Source organism: Pseudomonas sp. SA233, assembly GCF_054792385.1.
Map to the genome: position 1 here is coordinate 150,498 of NZ_CP096449.1, position 16,745 is coordinate 167,242.

Consider the following 16,745-nt stretch of genomic DNA (forward strand, 5'->3'; position numbering starts at 1 on the left):
GCCGATTTACGAAGTGACAAATTATCACTAATTGGTGCGCAATCCTCGTTTGTCCCGTCGGCCGATCAGGCCTAGGCTCAAAGGCACAAGAAACTGCCCCCTATTTCGAGGATTTCGCTCATGGCCGGTAAAGCAAGCTTCAACTGGATCGACCCACTGCTGCTCGATCAGCAGCTCACTGAAGAAGAGCGCATGGTGCGTGACAGCGCTTATCAGTTCGCCCAGGACAAGCTGGCCCCGCGTGTGCTCGAGGCCTTCCGTCATGAACAGACCGACCCGGCGATCTTCCGTGAAATGGGCGAGGTCGGGTTGCTGGGCGCCACGATTCCCGAACAGTACGGTGGCAGTGGCCTGAACTACGTGTGCTATGGCCTGATTGCTCGCGAGGTAGAGCGCATCGACTCGGGTTATCGTTCGATGATGAGTGTGCAGTCGTCGCTGGTGATGGTGCCAATCAACGAGTTCGGTACCGAGGCACAAAAGCAGAAGTACCTACCCAAACTGGCCAGCGGCGAGTGGATCGGTTGCTTCGGCCTGACCGAGCCCAACCACGGCTCCGACCCGGGTTCGATGATTACTCGTGCCCGGAAGGTCGACGGCGGCTACCGCCTGACTGGCAGCAAGATGTGGATCACCAACAGCCCGATCGCCGATGTATTCGTGGTCTGGGCCAAGGACGATGCGGGTGATATCCGCGGTTTTGTTCTGGAAAAGGGTTGGCAAGGTCTCAGCGCGCCGGCGATTCACGGTAAGGTCGGCCTGCGCGCCTCGATAACTGGCGAAATCGTCATGGATAACGTGTTCGTGCCGGAGGAAAACATCTTCCCGGATGTGCGCGGCCTCAAAGGCCCGTTCACCTGCCTGAACTCCGCCCGCTATGGCATCTCCTGGGGTGCGCTGGGCGCTGCGGAAGCCTGCTGGCACACCGCGCGTCAGTACACCCTGGACCGTCAGCAATTCGGTCGCCCGTTGGCTGCCAACCAGTTGATCCAGAAAAAGCTGGCCGACATGCAGACGGAAATCACCCTGGCACTGCAGGGCTGCCTGCGTCTGGGGCGGATGAAGGACGAAGGCACAGCTGCAGTGGAGATCACGTCGATCATGAAGCGCAACTCCTGTGGCAAGGCGCTGGATATTGCTCGCATGGCGCGTGACATGCTGGGTGGCAATGGCATTTCCGATGAGTTCGGCGTGGCTCGTCACCTGGTCAACCTGGAGGTGGTCAACACCTATGAGGGTACTCACGATGTGCATGCACTGATCCTGGGGCGTGCGCAGACCGGCATCCAGGCCTTCTATTGATAAGGAGCCAGCCCATGGGCGCGCTATCACATCTGAGGGTGCTGGACCTTTCTCGCGTGTTGGCCGGCCCATGGTCTGGCCAGATTCTCGCTGACCTTGGTGCCGATGTGATCAAAGTCGAGCGCCCTGGCAGTGGTGACGATACCCGCTCATGGGGGCCGCCCTTCCTCAAGGATGCCGAGGGTGAGAACACCAGTGAGGCGGCCTATTACCTGTCGGCCAACCGCAACAAGCGCTCGGTTACCATCGACTTCACACAGGCCGAGGGGCAGCGCCTGGTGCGTGAGTTGGCGGCGAAGTCCGATATCGTCATCGAGAACTTCAAGGTTGGTGGGTTGGCTGCCTACGGTCTGGACTACCAGAGCCTGAAGGCGATCAACCCGCAGCTTATCTATTGTTCCATCACCGGGTTCGGGCAGACCGGGCCTTATGCAAGGCGCGCGGGTTATGACTTCATGATCCAGGGGTTGGGCGGGCTGATGAGCCTGACCGGCCGCCCGGAAGGTGAGGAAGGTGCGGGGCCGGTCAAGGTAGGGGTGGCGCTGACCGACATCCTTACCGGGTTGTATTCCACGGTGGCGATCCTCGCTGCCCTCGCCCATCGCGAGCAGACCGGGTTGGGTCAGCATGTCGACATGGCGTTGCTCGATGTGCAGGTGGCCTGCCTGGCGAACCAGGCGATGAACTACCTGACCACGGGCAGCCCGCCTCGTCGCCTGGGTAATGCGCACCCCAATATCGTGCCTTATCAGGATTTTCCGACGGCGGATGGCGACTTCATCCTTACCGTGGGCAACGATAGCCAGTTCCGCAAGTTCGCCGAGGTGGCCGGGCAGCCGCAGTGGGCGGACGACCCGCGTTTCGTTACCAACAAGCTGCGGGTTGCCAACCGGGCCGAGCTGATTCCTCTGATTCGCCAGGCCACGGTGTTCAAGACCACGGCGGAATGGGTGAGCCAACTGGAGGCTGCAGGTGTGCCGTGCGGGCCTATCAATGACCTGGCGCAGATGTTCCAGGACCCGCAAGTGCTGGCGCGCGGGTTGGCGGTGAGCATTCCGCATCCGTTGGCGGGGAGTGTGCCGCAGGTGGCGAGCCCGATACGGCTGTCGGATACGCCGGTGGAGTACCGTCGGGCGCCGCCGCTGCTGGGTGAGCATACCGAGGTGGTGCTGGAGGATGTATTGGGGCTGGATGCCGGTGAGGTGCAGCGGCTGCGCAGTGCCGGTGTGCTTTAAGGACGTTTGGCCCTGGTGAAAAGCGGGGTGGCCGTCAGGCCTCCCCGCTTTGCTTTTCAGCGATATCAAGGTTTCTTGAAATTAAGGGTTGACGCGGTTTCGAATCCCCTTATAATGCGCCCCACTTCTGACGTAGTCGAAGCGTAAAACTTATTGTAAATCAATTAGTTAGGCGATTCAGGTAGTGTCAGGAGCGCTTCGATCGAATGATCGGCAGCGGTTGAGATGGTGGTTGACAGCGCTTCTAAACGCTGTATGATTCGCCTCCCGCTACGATAGATCGCAGCGAGTCAAGTGTTTGAAGCTAAACGAGTTTCTCGCAAAAAACTTCAAAATAAACGCTTGACAGCAAATGAGGAAAGCGTAGAATGCGCGCCTCGGTTGAGACGAAACGCTCTTAACCAAACGCTCTTTAACAAATCGAATCAAGCAATTCGTGTGGGTGCTTGTGAGTACGGACTGATAGTCACAAAGATTATCAGCATCACAAGTGGCCATGCGAGAAATCACATAGTCATTTGAGATTGCTGAGCCAAGTTTAGGGTTTCTTAAAAACCCAAGCAGTATTGAACTGAAGAGTTTGATCATGGCTCAGATTGAACGCTGGCGGCAGGCCTAACACATGCAAGTCGAGCGGATGACGGGAGCTTGCTCCTTGATTCAGCGGCGGACGGGTGAGTAATGCCTAGGAATCTGCCTGGTAGTGGGGGACAACGTTTCGAAAGGAACGCTAATACCGCATACGTCCTACGGGAGAAAGCAGGGGACCTTCGGGCCTTGCGCTATCAGATGAGCCTAGGTCGGATTAGCTAGTTGGTGAGGTAATGGCTCACCAAGGCGACGATCCGTAACTGGTCTGAGAGGATGATCAGTCACACTGGAACTGAGACACGGTCCAGACTCCTACGGGAGGCAGCAGTGGGGAATATTGGACAATGGGCGAAAGCCTGATCCAGCCATGCCGCGTGTGTGAAGAAGGTCTTCGGATTGTAAAGCACTTTAAGTTGGGAGGAAGGGCAGTAAGCTAATACCTTGCTGTTTTGACGTTACCGACAGAATAAGCACCGGCTAACTCTGTGCCAGCAGCCGCGGTAATACAGAGGGTGCAAGCGTTAATCGGAATTACTGGGCGTAAAGCGCGCGTAGGTGGTTCGTTAAGTTGGATGTGAAAGCCCCGGGCTCAACCTGGGAACTGCATCCAAAACTGGCGAGCTAGAGTACGGTAGAGGGTGGTGGAATTTCCTGTGTAGCGGTGAAATGCGTAGATATAGGAAGGAACACCAGTGGCGAAGGCGACCACCTGGACTGATACTGACACTGAGGTGCGAAAGCGTGGGGAGCAAACAGGATTAGATACCCTGGTAGTCCACGCCGTAAACGATGTCAACTAGCCGTTGGAATCCTTGAGATTTTAGTGGCGCAGCTAACGCATTAAGTTGACCGCCTGGGGAGTACGGCCGCAAGGTTAAAACTCAAATGAATTGACGGGGGCCCGCACAAGCGGTGGAGCATGTGGTTTAATTCGAAGCAACGCGAAGAACCTTACCAGGCCTTGACATGCAGAGAACTTTCCAGAGATGGATTGGTGCCTTCGGGAACTCTGACACAGGTGCTGCATGGCTGTCGTCAGCTCGTGTCGTGAGATGTTGGGTTAAGTCCCGTAACGAGCGCAACCCTTGTCCTTAGTTACCAGCACGTTATGGTGGGCACTCTAAGGAGACTGCCGGTGACAAACCGGAGGAAGGTGGGGATGACGTCAAGTCATCATGGCCCTTACGGCCTGGGCTACACACGTGCTACAATGGTCGGTACAGAGGGTTGCCAAGCCGCGAGGTGGAGCTAATCTCACAAAACCGATCGTAGTCCGGATCGCAGTCTGCAACTCGACTGCGTGAAGTCGGAATCGCTAGTAATCGCGAATCAGAATGTCGCGGTGAATACGTTCCCGGGCCTTGTACACACCGCCCGTCACACCATGGGAGTGGGTTGCACCAGAAGTAGCTAGTCTAACCTTCGGGAGGACGGTTACCACGGTGTGATTCATGACTGGGGTGAAGTCGTAACAAGGTAGCCGTAGGGGAACCTGCGGCTGGATCACCTCCTTAATCGACGACATCAGCCTGCTGATGAGCTCCCACACGAATTGCTTGATTCATTGTAAAAGACGATGCTGTAACGCGACCCTGTTATAGGTCTGTAGCTCAGTTGGTTAGAGCGCACCCCTGATAAGGGTGAGGTCGGCAGTTCAAATCTGCCCAGACCTACCATTACATGGTTCAGCCGTAGAATACGGGGCCATAGCTCAGCTGGGAGAGCGCCTGCCTTGCACGCAGGAGGTCAGCGGTTCGATCCCGCTTGGCTCCACCACTTTCGCCGTACGCAGTAGCTTGTCAGAACTTAGAAATGAACATTCAGTTCGAATGTTGATTTCTGACTTTTGTCAGATCGTTCTTTAAAAATTCGGATATGTGATAGATATAGACTGATGGCCAGTTTCACTGCTGGTTAATCAGGCTAAGGTAAAATTTGTGAGTTCTGCTCGAAAGAGCAACATGCGAATTTTCGGCGAATGTCGTCTTCACAGTATAACCAGATTGCTTGGGGTTATATGGTCAAGTGAAGAAGCGCATACGGTGGATGCCTTGGCAGTCAGAGGCGATGAAAGACGTGGTAGCCTGCGATAAGCTTTGGGGAGTCGGCAAACAGACTGTGATCCAGAGATCTCTGAATGGGGGAACCCACTCAGCACAAGCTGAGTATCTTGTACTGAATACATAGGTGCAAGAGGCGAACCAGGGGAACTGAAACATCTAAGTACCCTGAGGAAAAGAAATCAACCGAGATTCCCTTAGTAGTGGCGAGCGAACGGGGACCAGCCCTTAAGTTGATTTGAGATTAGTGGAACGCTCTGGAAAGTGCGGCCATAGTGGGTGATAGCCCCGTACACGAAAATCTCTTGTCAATGAAATCGAGTAGGACGGAGCACGAGAAACTTTGTCTGAATATGGGGGGACCATCCTCCAAGGCTAAATACTACTGACTGACCGATAGTGAACCAGTACCGTGAGGGAAAGGCGAAAAGAACCCCGGAGAGGGGAGTGAAATAGAACCTGAAACCGTATGCGTACAAGCAGTGGGAGCCTACTTTGTTAGGTGACTGCGTACCTTTTGTATAATGGGTCAGCGACTTATATTCAGTGGCGAGCTTAACCGAATAGGGGAGGCGTAGCGAAAGCGAGTCTTAATAGGGCGTTTAGTCGCTGGGTATAGACCCGAAACCGGGCGATCTATCCATGGGCAGGTTGAAGGTTAGGTAACACTGACTGGAGGACCGAACCGACTACCGTTGAAAAGTTAGCGGATGACCTGTGGATCGGAGTGAAAGGCTAATCAAGCTCGGAGATAGCTGGTTCTCCTCGAAAGCTATTTAGGTAGCGCCTCATGTATCACTCCAGGGGGTAGAGCACTGTTTCGGCTAGGGGGTCATCCCGACTTACCAAACCGATGCAAACTCCGAATACCTGGAAGTGCCGAGCATGGGAGACACACGGCGGGTGCTAACGTCCGTCGTGAAAAGGGAAACAACCCAGACCGTCAGCTAAGGTCCCAAAGTCATGGTTAAGTGGGAAACGATGTGGGAAGGCTTAGACAGCTAGGAGGTTGGCTTAGAAGCAGCCACCCTTTAAAGAAAGCGTAATAGCTCACTAGTCGAGTCGGCCTGCGCGGAAGATGTAACGGGGCTCAAACCATGCACCGAAGCTACGGGTGTCATCTTTGATGACGCGGTAGAGGAGCGTTCTGTAAGCCTGTGAAGGTGAGTTGAGAAGCTTGCTGGAGGTATCAGAAGTGCGAATGCTGACATGAGTAACGACAATGCGAGTGAAAAACTCGCACGCCGAAAGACCAAGGTTTCCTGCGCAACGTTAATCGACGCAGGGTTAGTCGGTCCCTAAGGCGAGGCTGAAAAGCGTAGTCGATGGAAAACAGGTTAATATTCCTGTACTTCCAGTTATTGCGATGGAGGGACGGAGAAGGTTAGGCCAGCCTGGCGTTGGTTGTCCAGGTTTAAGGTGGTAGGCTGAAATCTTAGGCAAATCCGGGATTTCAAGGCCGAGAGCTGATGACGAGTTGCCTTCAGGCGACGAAGTGGTTGATACCATGCTTCCAAGAAAAGCTCCTAAGCTTCAGATAACTGGGAACCGTACCCCAAACCGACACAGGTGGTTAGGTAGAGAATACCAAGGCGCTTGAGAGAACTCGGGTGAAGGAACTAGGCAAAATGGCACCGTAACTTCGGGAGAAGGTGCGCCGGCGAGGGTGAAGGACTTGCTCCGTAAGCCCATGCCGGTCGAAGATACCAGGCCGCTGCGACTGTTTATTAAAAACACAGCACTCTGCAAACACGAAAGTGGACGTATAGGGTGTGACGCCTGCCCGGTGCCGGAAGGTTAATTGATGGGGTTAGCGCAAGCGAAGCTCTTGATCGAAGCCCCGGTAAACGGCGGCCGTAACTATAACGGTCCTAAGGTAGCGAAATTCCTTGTCGGGTAAGTTCCGACCTGCACGAATGGCGTAACGATGGCGGCGCTGTCTCCACCCGAGACTCAGTGAAATTGAAATCGCTGTGAAGATGCAGTGTATCCGCGGCTAGACGGAAAGACCCCGTGAACCTTTACTATAGCTTTGCACTGGACTTTGAATTTGCTTGTGTAGGATAGGTGGGAGGCTTTGAAGTGGGGACGCCAGTTCTCATGGAGCCATCCTTGAAATACCACCCTGGCAACTTTGAGGTTCTAACTCAGGTCCGTTATCCGGATCGAGGACAGTGTATGGTGGGTAGTTTGACTGGGGCGGTCTCCTCCCAAAGAGTAACGGAGGAGTACGAAGGTGCGCTCAGACCGGTCGGAAATCGGTCGTAGAGTATAAAGGCAAAAGCGCGCTTGACTGCGAGACAAACACGTCGAGCAGGTACGAAAGTAGGTCTTAGTGATCCGGTGGTTCTGTATGGAAGGGCCATCGCTCAACGGATAAAAGGTACTCCGGGGATAACAGGCTGATACCGCCCAAGAGTTCATATCGACGGCGGTGTTTGGCACCTCGATGTCGGCTCATCACATCCTGGGGCTGAAGCCGGTCCCAAGGGTATGGCTGTTCGCCATTTAAAGTGGTACGCGAGCTGGGTTTAGAACGTCGTGAGACAGTTCGGTCCCTATCTGCCGTGGACGTTTGAGATTTGAGAGGGGCTGCTCCTAGTACGAGAGGACCGGAGTGGACGAACCTCTGGTGTTCCGGTTGTCACGCCAGTGGCATTGCCGGGTAGCTATGTTCGGAAGAGATAACCGCTGAAAGCATCTAAGCGGGAAACTTGCCTCAAGATGAGATCTCACTGGGATCTTGAATCCCCTAAAGGGCCGTCGAAGACTACGACGTTGATAGGTTGGGTGTGTAAGCGCTGTGAGGCGTTGAGCTAACCAATACTAATTGCCCGTGAGGCTTGACCATATAACACCCAAGCAATTTGCTAGCGCAGATTGCGGTGGTGAAGACGAAACAACCGAAAGTTCGCAACATCACAAATATCGCATATCCGAATTCGCTGGGCTGTCCATCTGGACATTCTGGCAACAGAATTTCTTGACGACCATAGAGCATTGGAACCACCTGATCCCATCCCGAACTCAGCAGTGAAACGATGCATCGCCGATGGTAGTGTGGGGTTTCCCCATGTGAGAGTAGGTCATCGTCAAGATTCATTTCGCAAAACCCCTATCTGCACATGCAGGTAGGGGTTTTGTCTTTAAGTAGAAGCTATCGCTTCTCCTGGTAGGCTGAAGGCCAGCCGGTGGTGGTAAAAAGGTGGTTGACAGCGTTTCTGAATGCTGTATTATTCACCTCCCGCGACGAGAGATCGAAGCAAGTTAAGTGTCTGAAGTTAAACGAGTTTCTCGCAAAAACTTCAAAATAAACGCTTGACAGCAAATGAGGAAAGCGTAGAATGCGCGCCTCGGTTGAGACGAAACGCTCTTAACCAAACGCTCTTTAACAAATCGAATCAAGCAATTCGTGTGGGTGCTTGTGAGTACGGACTGATAGTCACAAAGATTATCAGCATCACAAGTGGCCATGCGAGAAATCACATAGTCATTTGAGATTGCTGAGCCAAGTTTAGGGTTTCTTAAAAACCCAAGCAGTATTGAACTGAAGAGTTTGATCATGGCTCAGATTGAACGCTGGCGGCAGGCCTAACACATGCAAGTCGAGCGGATGACGGGAGCTTGCTCCTTGATTCAGCGGCGGACGGGTGAGTAATGCCTAGGAATCTGCCTGGTAGTGGGGGACAACGTTTCGAAAGGAACGCTAATACCGCATACGTCCTACGGGAGAAAGCAGGGGACCTTCGGGCCTTGCGCTATCAGATGAGCCTAGGTCGGATTAGCTAGTTGGTGAGGTAATGGCTCACCAAGGCGACGATCCGTAACTGGTCTGAGAGGATGATCAGTCACACTGGAACTGAGACACGGTCCAGACTCCTACGGGAGGCAGCAGTGGGGAATATTGGACAATGGGCGAAAGCCTGATCCAGCCATGCCGCGTGTGTGAAGAAGGTCTTCGGATTGTAAAGCACTTTAAGTTGGGAGGAAGGGCAGTAAGCTAATACCTTGCTGTTTTGACGTTACCGACAGAATAAGCACCGGCTAACTCTGTGCCAGCAGCCGCGGTAATACAGAGGGTGCAAGCGTTAATCGGAATTACTGGGCGTAAAGCGCGCGTAGGTGGTTCGTTAAGTTGGATGTGAAAGCCCCGGGCTCAACCTGGGAACTGCATCCAAAACTGGCGAGCTAGAGTACGGTAGAGGGTGGTGGAATTTCCTGTGTAGCGGTGAAATGCGTAGATATAGGAAGGAACACCAGTGGCGAAGGCGACCACCTGGACTGATACTGACACTGAGGTGCGAAAGCGTGGGGAGCAAACAGGATTAGATACCCTGGTAGTCCACGCCGTAAACGATGTCAACTAGCCGTTGGAATCCTTGAGATTTTAGTGGCGCAGCTAACGCATTAAGTTGACCGCCTGGGGAGTACGGCCGCAAGGTTAAAACTCAAATGAATTGACGGGGGCCCGCACAAGCGGTGGAGCATGTGGTTTAATTCGAAGCAACGCGAAGAACCTTACCAGGCCTTGACATGCAGAGAACTTTCCAGAGATGGATTGGTGCCTTCGGGAACTCTGACACAGGTGCTGCATGGCTGTCGTCAGCTCGTGTCGTGAGATGTTGGGTTAAGTCCCGTAACGAGCGCAACCCTTGTCCTTAGTTACCAGCACGTTATGGTGGGCACTCTAAGGAGACTGCCGGTGACAAACCGGAGGAAGGTGGGGATGACGTCAAGTCATCATGGCCCTTACGGCCTGGGCTACACACGTGCTACAATGGTCGGTACAGAGGGTTGCCAAGCCGCGAGGTGGAGCTAATCTCACAAAACCGATCGTAGTCCGGATCGCAGTCTGCAACTCGACTGCGTGAAGTCGGAATCGCTAGTAATCGCGAATCAGAATGTCGCGGTGAATACGTTCCCGGGCCTTGTACACACCGCCCGTCACACCATGGGAGTGGGTTGCACCAGAAGTAGCTAGTCTAACCTTCGGGAGGACGGTTACCACGGTGTGATTCATGACTGGGGTGAAGTCGTAACAAGGTAGCCGTAGGGGAACCTGCGGCTGGATCACCTCCTTAATCGACGACATCAGCCTACTGATGAGCTCCCACACGAATTGCTTGATTCATGGTTGAAGACGATCAAGACCCAAAGTTTTACCCTTAGGTCTGTAGCTCAGTTGGTTAGAGCGCACCCCTGATAAGGGTGAGGTCGGCAGTTCAAATCTGCCCAGACCTACCAATATGCGGGGCCATAGCTCAGCTGGGAGAGCGCCTGCCTTGCACGCAGGAGGTCAGCGGTTCGATCCCGCTTGGCTCCACCACTTGTTTTAGTTGATCAAACTCAGAAATGAGCATTCGCATCGAATGTTGATTTCTGACTTTTGTCAGATCGTTCTTTAAAAATTCGGATATGTGATAGATATAGACTGATGACCAGTTTCACTGCTGGTTAATCAGGCTAAGGTAAAATTTGTGAGTTCTGCTCGAAAGAGCAACATGCGAATTTTCGGCGAATGTCGTCTTCACAGTATAACCAGATTGCTTGGGGTTATATGGTCAAGTGAAGAAGCGCATACGGTGGATGCCTTGGCAGTCAGAGGCGATGAAAGACGTGGTAGCCTGCGATAAGCTTTGGGGAGTCGGCAAACAGACTGTGATCCAGAGATCTCTGAATGGGGGAACCCACTCAGCATAAGCTGAGTATCTTGTACTGAATACATAGGTGCAAGAGGCGAACCAGGGGAACTGAAACATCTAAGTACCCTGAGGAAAAGAAATCAACCGAGATTCCCTTAGTAGTGGCGAGCGAACGGGGACCAGCCCTTAAGTTGATTTGAGATTAGTGGAACGCTCTGGAAAGTGCGGCCATAGTGGGTGATAGCCCCGTACACGAAAATCTCTTGTCAATGAAATCGAGTAGGACGGAGCACGAGAAACTTTGTCTGAATATGGGGGGACCATCCTCCAAGGCTAAATACTACTGACTGACCGATAGTGAACCAGTACCGTGAGGGAAAGGCGAAAAGAACCCCGGAGAGGGGAGTGAAATAGAACCTGAAACCGTATGCGTACAAGCAGTGGGAGCCTACTTTGTTAGGTGACTGCGTACCTTTTGTATAATGGGTCAGCGACTTATATTCAGTGGCGAGCTTAACCGAATAGGGGAGGCGTAGCGAAAGCGAGTCTTAATAGGGCGTTTAGTCGCTGGGTATAGACCCGAAACCGGGCGATCTATCCATGGGCAGGTTGAAGGTTAGGTAACACTGACTGGAGGACCGAACCGACTACCGTTGAAAAGTTAGCGGATGACCTGTGGATCGGAGTGAAAGGCTAATCAAGCTCGGAGATAGCTGGTTCTCCTCGAAAGCTATTTAGGTAGCGCCTCATGTATCACTCCAGGGGGTAGAGCACTGTTTCGGCTAGGGGGTCATCCCGACTTACCAAACCGATGCAAACTCCGAATACCTGGAAGTGCCGAGCATGGGAGACACACGGCGGGTGCTAACGTCCGTCGTGAAAAGGGAAACAACCCAGACCGTCAGCTAAGGTCCCAAAGTCATGGTTAAGTGGGAAACGATGTGGGAAGGCTTAGACAGCTAGGAGGTTGGCTTAGAAGCAGCCACCCTTTAAAGAAAGCGTAATAGCTCACTAGTCGAGTCGGCCTGCGCGGAAGATGTAACGGGGCTCAAACCATGCACCGAAGCTACGGGTGTCATCTTTGATGACGCGGTAGAGGAGCGTTCTGTAAGCCTGTGAAGGTGAGTTGAGAAGCTTGCTGGAGGTATCAGAAGTGCGAATGCTGACATGAGTAACGACAATGCGAGTGAAAAACTCGCACGCCGAAAGACCAAGGTTTCCTGCGCAACGTTAATCGACGCAGGGTTAGTCGGTCCCTAAGGCGAGGCTGAAAAGCGTAGTCGATGGAAAACAGGTTAATATTCCTGTACTTCCAGTTATTGCGATGGAGGGACGGAGAAGGTTAGGCCAGCCTGGCGTTGGTTGTCCAGGTTTAAGGTGGTAGGCTGAAATCTTAGGCAAATCCGGGATTTCAAGGCCGAGAGCTGATGACGAGTTGCCTTCAGGCGACGAAGTGGTTGATACCATGCTTCCAAGAAAAGCTCCTAAGCTTCAGATAACTGGGAACCGTACCCCAAACCGACACAGGTGGTTAGGTAGAGAATACCAAGGCGCTTGAGAGAACTCGGGTGAAGGAACTAGGCAAAATGGCACCGTAACTTCGGGAGAAGGTGCGCCGGCGAGGGTGAAGGACTTGCTCCGTAAGCCCATGCCGGTCGAAGATACCAGGCCGCTGCGACTGTTTATTAAAAACACAGCACTCTGCAAACACGAAAGTGGACGTATAGGGTGTGACGCCTGCCCGGTGCCGGAAGGTTAATTGATGGGGTTAGCGCAAGCGAAGCTCTTGATCGAAGCCCCGGTAAACGGCGGCCGTAACTATAACGGTCCTAAGGTAGCGAAATTCCTTGTCGGGTAAGTTCCGACCTGCACGAATGGCGTAACGATGGCGGCGCTGTCTCCACCCGAGACTCAGTGAAATTGAAATCGCTGTGAAGATGCAGTGTATCCGCGGCTAGACGGAAAGACCCCGTGAACCTTTACTATAGCTTTGCACTGGACTTTGAATTTGCTTGTGTAGGATAGGTGGGAGGCTTTGAAGTGGGGACGCCAGTTCTCATGGAGCCATCCTTGAAATACCACCCTGGCAACTTTGAGGTTCTAACTCAGGTCCGTTATCCGGATCGAGGACAGTGTATGGTGGGTAGTTTGACTGGGGCGGTCTCCTCCCAAAGAGTAACGGAGGAGTACGAAGGTGCGCTCAGACCGGTCGGAAATCGGTCGTAGAGTATAAAGGCAAAAGCGCGCTTGACTGCGAGACAAACACGTCGAGCAGGTACGAAAGTAGGTCTTAGTGATCCGGTGGTTCTGTATGGAAGGGCCATCGCTCAACGGATAAAAGGTACTCCGGGGATAACAGGCTGATACCGCCCAAGAGTTCATATCGACGGCGGTGTTTGGCACCTCGATGTCGGCTCATCACATCCTGGGGCTGAAGCCGGTCCCAAGGGTATGGCTGTTCGCCATTTAAAGTGGTACGCGAGCTGGGTTTAGAACGTCGTGAGACAGTTCGGTCCCTATCTGCCGTGGACGTTTGAGATTTGAGAGGGGCTGCTCCTAGTACGAGAGGACCGGAGTGGACGAACCTCTGGTGTTCCGGTTGTCACGCCAGTGGCATTGCCGGGTAGCTATGTTCGGAAGAGATAACCGCTGAAAGCATCTAAGCGGGAAACTTGCCTCAAGATGAGATCTCACTGGGATCTTGAATCCCCTAAAGGGCCGTCGAAGACTACGACGTTGATAGGTTGGGTGTGTAAGCGCTGTGAGGCGTTGAGCTAACCAATACTAATTGCCCGTGAGGCTTGACCATATAACACCCAAGCAATTTGCTAGCGCAGATTGCGGTGGTGAAGACGAAGCAACCGAAAGTTCGCAACATCACAAATATCGCATATCCGAATTCGCTGGGCTGTCCATTTGGACATTCTGGCAACAGAATTTCTTGACGACCATAGAGCATTGGAACCACCTGATCCCATCCCGAACTCAGCAGTGAAACGATGCATCGCCGATGGTAGTGTGGGGTTTCCCCATGTGAGAGTAGGTCATCGTCAAGATTCATTTCACAAAACCCCTATCTGCGCATGCAGGTAGGGGTTTTGTCTTTAAGTAGGAACTACAGAGATTCGCAGGTACGTCCGAGGGACGGGCCAGCACACAGAATTTCTTGACGACCATAGAGCATTGGAACCACCTGATCCCATCCCGAACTCAGCAGTGAAACGATGCATCGCCGATGGTAGTGTGGGGCTTCCCCATGTGAGAGTAGGTCATCGTCAAGATTCAAATCCAAAGCCCCTGTCTGCGATGCAGACAGGGGCTTTGTCTTTCAGGGCCGAAAAAACCCAGGGCTTATGTGCGTCGCAATCAGGTCAGAACTGATAGCTGACCGTGGCACTGACATTGCGCTCTTCACCCATGTAGCAGTAGTTCAAGCTGGCACACGAAGTGATGTAGCTTTCATTGGTAAGGTTGTTGGCGTTCAAGCGCACATCCATCCCCCGCAGCCCGACCTTGCCCAGGTCATAGCCGATCGAGGCGTCGAACAGGGTATAGGAGGGCACCTTCATACTGTTTTCCGCATCCACCCAGCTGTACCCCACATACCGCACCCCACCACCCAAGCGCAGGCCATCCAGGGCCCCCTGGTGGAAGTTGTAGTCAGCCCAAAGCGAGAACATCTGTTTCGGTGCCTGGGTTGGCGAATTGCCCTTGTTATCCAGGTTGCCGGACACCAGGCTGGGCATCGACTTTGCGTACTCGATATCGGTAAAGGTATAGCCGCCCAGCAGCTTCAAGCTGTCGGTCAGTTGCACATGGGCCTCCAGTTCAAGTCCTTGTGAGCGAACTTGCCCTACAGGGCGATAGAAGTCCTCGTCAGGCTGCTTCGAGGCCAGGTTCTCTTGCTCGATGCGGAACACCGATGCGGTGAACAGATTGTCGCTACCCGGCGGCTGATACTTGATGCCAGCCTCCCATTGAGTGCCTTCGGTCGGTGCCAGAGGGCGTCCTTCCTGGTCGGACACGGTATTGGGGTTGAACGACTCCGAGTAGCTGAAATAGGGCGCAATGCCGTTCTCGAACAGGTAGAGCACTCCTGCGCGGGTAGTGAACCTGGAGCGCTGGTCACTGACCTTTGTGTTGCTGTCGCGATTCTCCTCGGACACCTTCACCCAGTCCTGGCGCAGCCCCAACGAGAAGCGCCATTGGTCCAGCTCCACCAGGTCCTGCAGGTAAACGCCCGTTTGCTGCAAGCGCCGCTGGTAGCGGTTCTCGCCCAGCACGTGAAGGTTTCCGTTGCCGTACTTCGGGTTGCCTGCATCCAACGGATCGACTGTGCCATAACGCCAGGCCACGTCAGCCTTGCGTCGCTGGTAGTCGGTGCCCAGCAGCAAGGTGTGTTTGGCGGCCCCGGTGAAGAATTCCGCCTGCAGCATGTTGTCGATGATGTACGAATGCAGGCGTTCGTCGCCGCCGGTATAGGCGCGGTTGAGGATATTGCTGTCGGCATCCGCCCAGCCGGCGGAATACACCTGGTCCATCGACACGTCGGAATCCTGATAGCGGAAGTTCTGGCGTGCCGTGAACACATCGTTGAAGCGATGCTCGAACTGATAGCTGAAGGACTGTTGGGTACGCTCGTAGTTGTCGATACCCGGCTCGCCTTCGAAGAAATGGTCCGAAAGGCGCAATCCGTTGCGCTTGTGCAGCATGCCATCTGCGGGGTTACCGCCGTGATAGCCGCCGTTGGGGTCGTGTTGCAGGTAGGCCTGCAGGGTCAGCGAAGTGTCTTCGCTGAAGTCGATGCTGACGGCCGGCGCGATGGCGTAGCGTTCTTCCTTGTTGTGGTCGAACTGCGTGTCGGAAGCATCCGCCAGGCCTGTCAGGCGATAAGCGATACGCTTGTCGTCATCCACGGAGCCGCTGAAATCGAAACCCATGCCGCGCTGGCCTTGGGTACCGAGGGTGGCCTGGACTTGATGGTAGGGGGTGAACAGCGGCTTCTTGGTGGTCAGTGCCACCAGGCCTCCTGGCGAGCTACGGCCATACAGTACCGAAGACGGTCCCTTGAGGATATCGATGCGCTCCAGGAAGTACGGGTCCACCTGCATGGTGCTGTAGGTGCCGTTGTCTCCCATCGACTTGAGCCCGTCGACGTAGATGTTGTCTACCGAGCCGTCGTTGAAGCCACGCATGGCCACATAGTCATAACGATGGGTCGCCCCGTAGGGGTTGGTCAGTACCCCAGGTGTGTAGCGCATGGCTTGGGCAACCGTTTGTGAGCCTTGGTCGTCCATCTGCTGTCGGGTAACCACCGAGACCGATTGTGATGTCTCTACCAGCGGCATGCTGGTCTTGGTCGCCACCTGACTGTGGGTAGCGTTGTAACCCTCCATGCTGCCCAATGCATTGCCAAGTGTGAAGCTACGGACATCGGTGTCTGGCAATGACAATGCAGCGCCTTGGGGTTGTACCTGCAGCACGTAGCTGCGGCCGTTCTGGTTAACGGCTCCCAGGCCGCTGCCATTTAGCAACTTGCGCAGTGCCTGATCGGTAGAGTACTGCCCCTGCAGGCCATTCGACTGCAAGCCTTGGGTGAGCTGGGGTGTGCTCGACAGGGTGATGCCAGCCTGGCGGGCGAACTGGTTGAGCACATCATCCAACTGGCCGGCCGGGATCGCGTAGTGGTGGCTTACCTGGGCCGTTTCTGCTGCTATGGACAGTGGTGTGACGGCTGTCAGGCCCAAGGAGGTGCCAAACAGGGCAGCCCGGACTGCTTTGCGTAAATATACTGAGTGCAAGACAGATCGAAAATCATTCGCGGTAAACATGCGCATATGCGCGGGAGCGGTAGGCATGAGGGGGTCCGTTGAAGTGTGAGGGCAGGAGGTGTCGCTTACTGTCCTAGCCGGACC

General features: G+C 54.1%; 3 protein-coding genes, 4 tRNA genes and 7 rRNA genes. 13 read left to right on the plus strand and 1 reads right to left on the minus strand.

The genetic code is table 11. The features are described from left to right. Positions 1 to 120 precede the first annotated feature (120 nt). The 13 genes from M1D87_RS00735 (at position 121) to rrf (M1D87_RS00795) (ending at position 14,111) form a co-directional block, all read left to right on the plus strand. Positions 121 to 1,302 carry an acyl-CoA dehydrogenase gene (locus M1D87_RS00735; RefSeq protein ID WP_003252907.1) on the plus strand — a complete coding sequence of 394 codons (1,182 nt, stop codon included), beginning with the start codon at positions 121 to 123 and terminating at the stop codon, positions 1,300 to 1,302. A gap of 14 nt (positions 1,303 to 1,316) precedes the next feature. Continuing rightward, complete coding sequence (locus M1D87_RS00740; protein ID WP_123085462.1) at positions 1,317 to 2,537, plus strand: CaiB/BaiF CoA transferase family protein; 1,221 nt, start codon at positions 1,317 to 1,319, stop codon at positions 2,535 to 2,537. 568 nt (positions 2,538 to 3,105) lie between these two features. Then, positions 3,106 to 4,642: ribosomal RNA gene (locus tag M1D87_RS00745) — 16S ribosomal RNA — on the plus strand. An 85-nt stretch (positions 4,643 to 4,727) separates the two neighbouring features. Continuing rightward, positions 4,728 to 4,804 (plus strand) — tRNA-Ile (locus M1D87_RS00750). Positions 4,805 to 4,828: 24 nt separating this feature from the next. Beyond that, positions 4,829 to 4,904, plus strand: a tRNA-Ala gene (locus tag M1D87_RS00755). Between the two features lie 243 nt (positions 4,905 to 5,147). Continuing rightward, a 23S ribosomal RNA gene (locus M1D87_RS00760) occupies positions 5,148 to 8,039 on the plus strand. Positions 8,040 to 8,170: 131 nt separating this feature from the next. Then, positions 8,171 to 8,286 (plus strand): 5S ribosomal RNA (gene rrf, locus M1D87_RS00765). A 446-nt stretch (positions 8,287 to 8,732) separates the two neighbouring features. After that, positions 8,733 to 10,269: ribosomal RNA gene (locus M1D87_RS00770) — 16S ribosomal RNA — on the plus strand. Positions 10,270 to 10,355: 86 nt separating this feature from the next. Beyond that, positions 10,356 to 10,432 (plus strand) — tRNA-Ile (locus tag M1D87_RS00775). Between the two features lie 6 nt (positions 10,433 to 10,438). Next, positions 10,439 to 10,514, plus strand: a tRNA-Ala gene (locus M1D87_RS00780). A gap of 233 nt (positions 10,515 to 10,747) precedes the next feature. Then, a 23S ribosomal RNA gene (locus tag M1D87_RS00785) occupies positions 10,748 to 13,639 on the plus strand. Between the two features lie 131 nt (positions 13,640 to 13,770). Beyond that, positions 13,771 to 13,886, plus strand: a 5S ribosomal RNA gene (gene rrf / locus M1D87_RS00790). Positions 13,887 to 13,995: 109 nt separating this feature from the next. Further along, positions 13,996 to 14,111: ribosomal RNA gene (rrf, locus tag M1D87_RS00795) — 5S ribosomal RNA — on the plus strand. The 16S, 23S and 5S rRNA genes sit together here with 4 tRNA genes alongside, the layout of an rRNA operon. A gap of 90 nt (positions 14,112 to 14,201) precedes the next feature. On the opposite strand, the gene M1D87_RS00800 is transcribed toward rrf (M1D87_RS00795), so the two are convergent. Beyond that, a complete protein-coding gene (locus M1D87_RS00800; RefSeq protein ID WP_123085614.1) occupies positions 14,202 to 16,661 on the minus strand; it encodes a TonB-dependent siderophore receptor in 2,460 nt (819 codons plus the stop codon). Positions 16,662 to 16,745 lie beyond the last annotated feature (84 nt).

Coding starts and splice junctions, on each gene's coding strand:
- M1D87_RS00800 (WP_123085614.1), bottom strand. CDS start 16,661: ATGTTTACCGCGAATGATTTTCGATCTGTCTTGCACTCAGTATATTTA.
- M1D87_RS00740 (WP_123085462.1), top strand. CDS start 1,317: ATGGGCGCGCTATCACATCTGAGGGTGCTGGACCTTTCTCGCGTGTTG.
- M1D87_RS00735 (WP_003252907.1), top strand. CDS start 121: ATGGCCGGTAAAGCAAGCTTCAACTGGATCGACCCACTGCTGCTCGAT.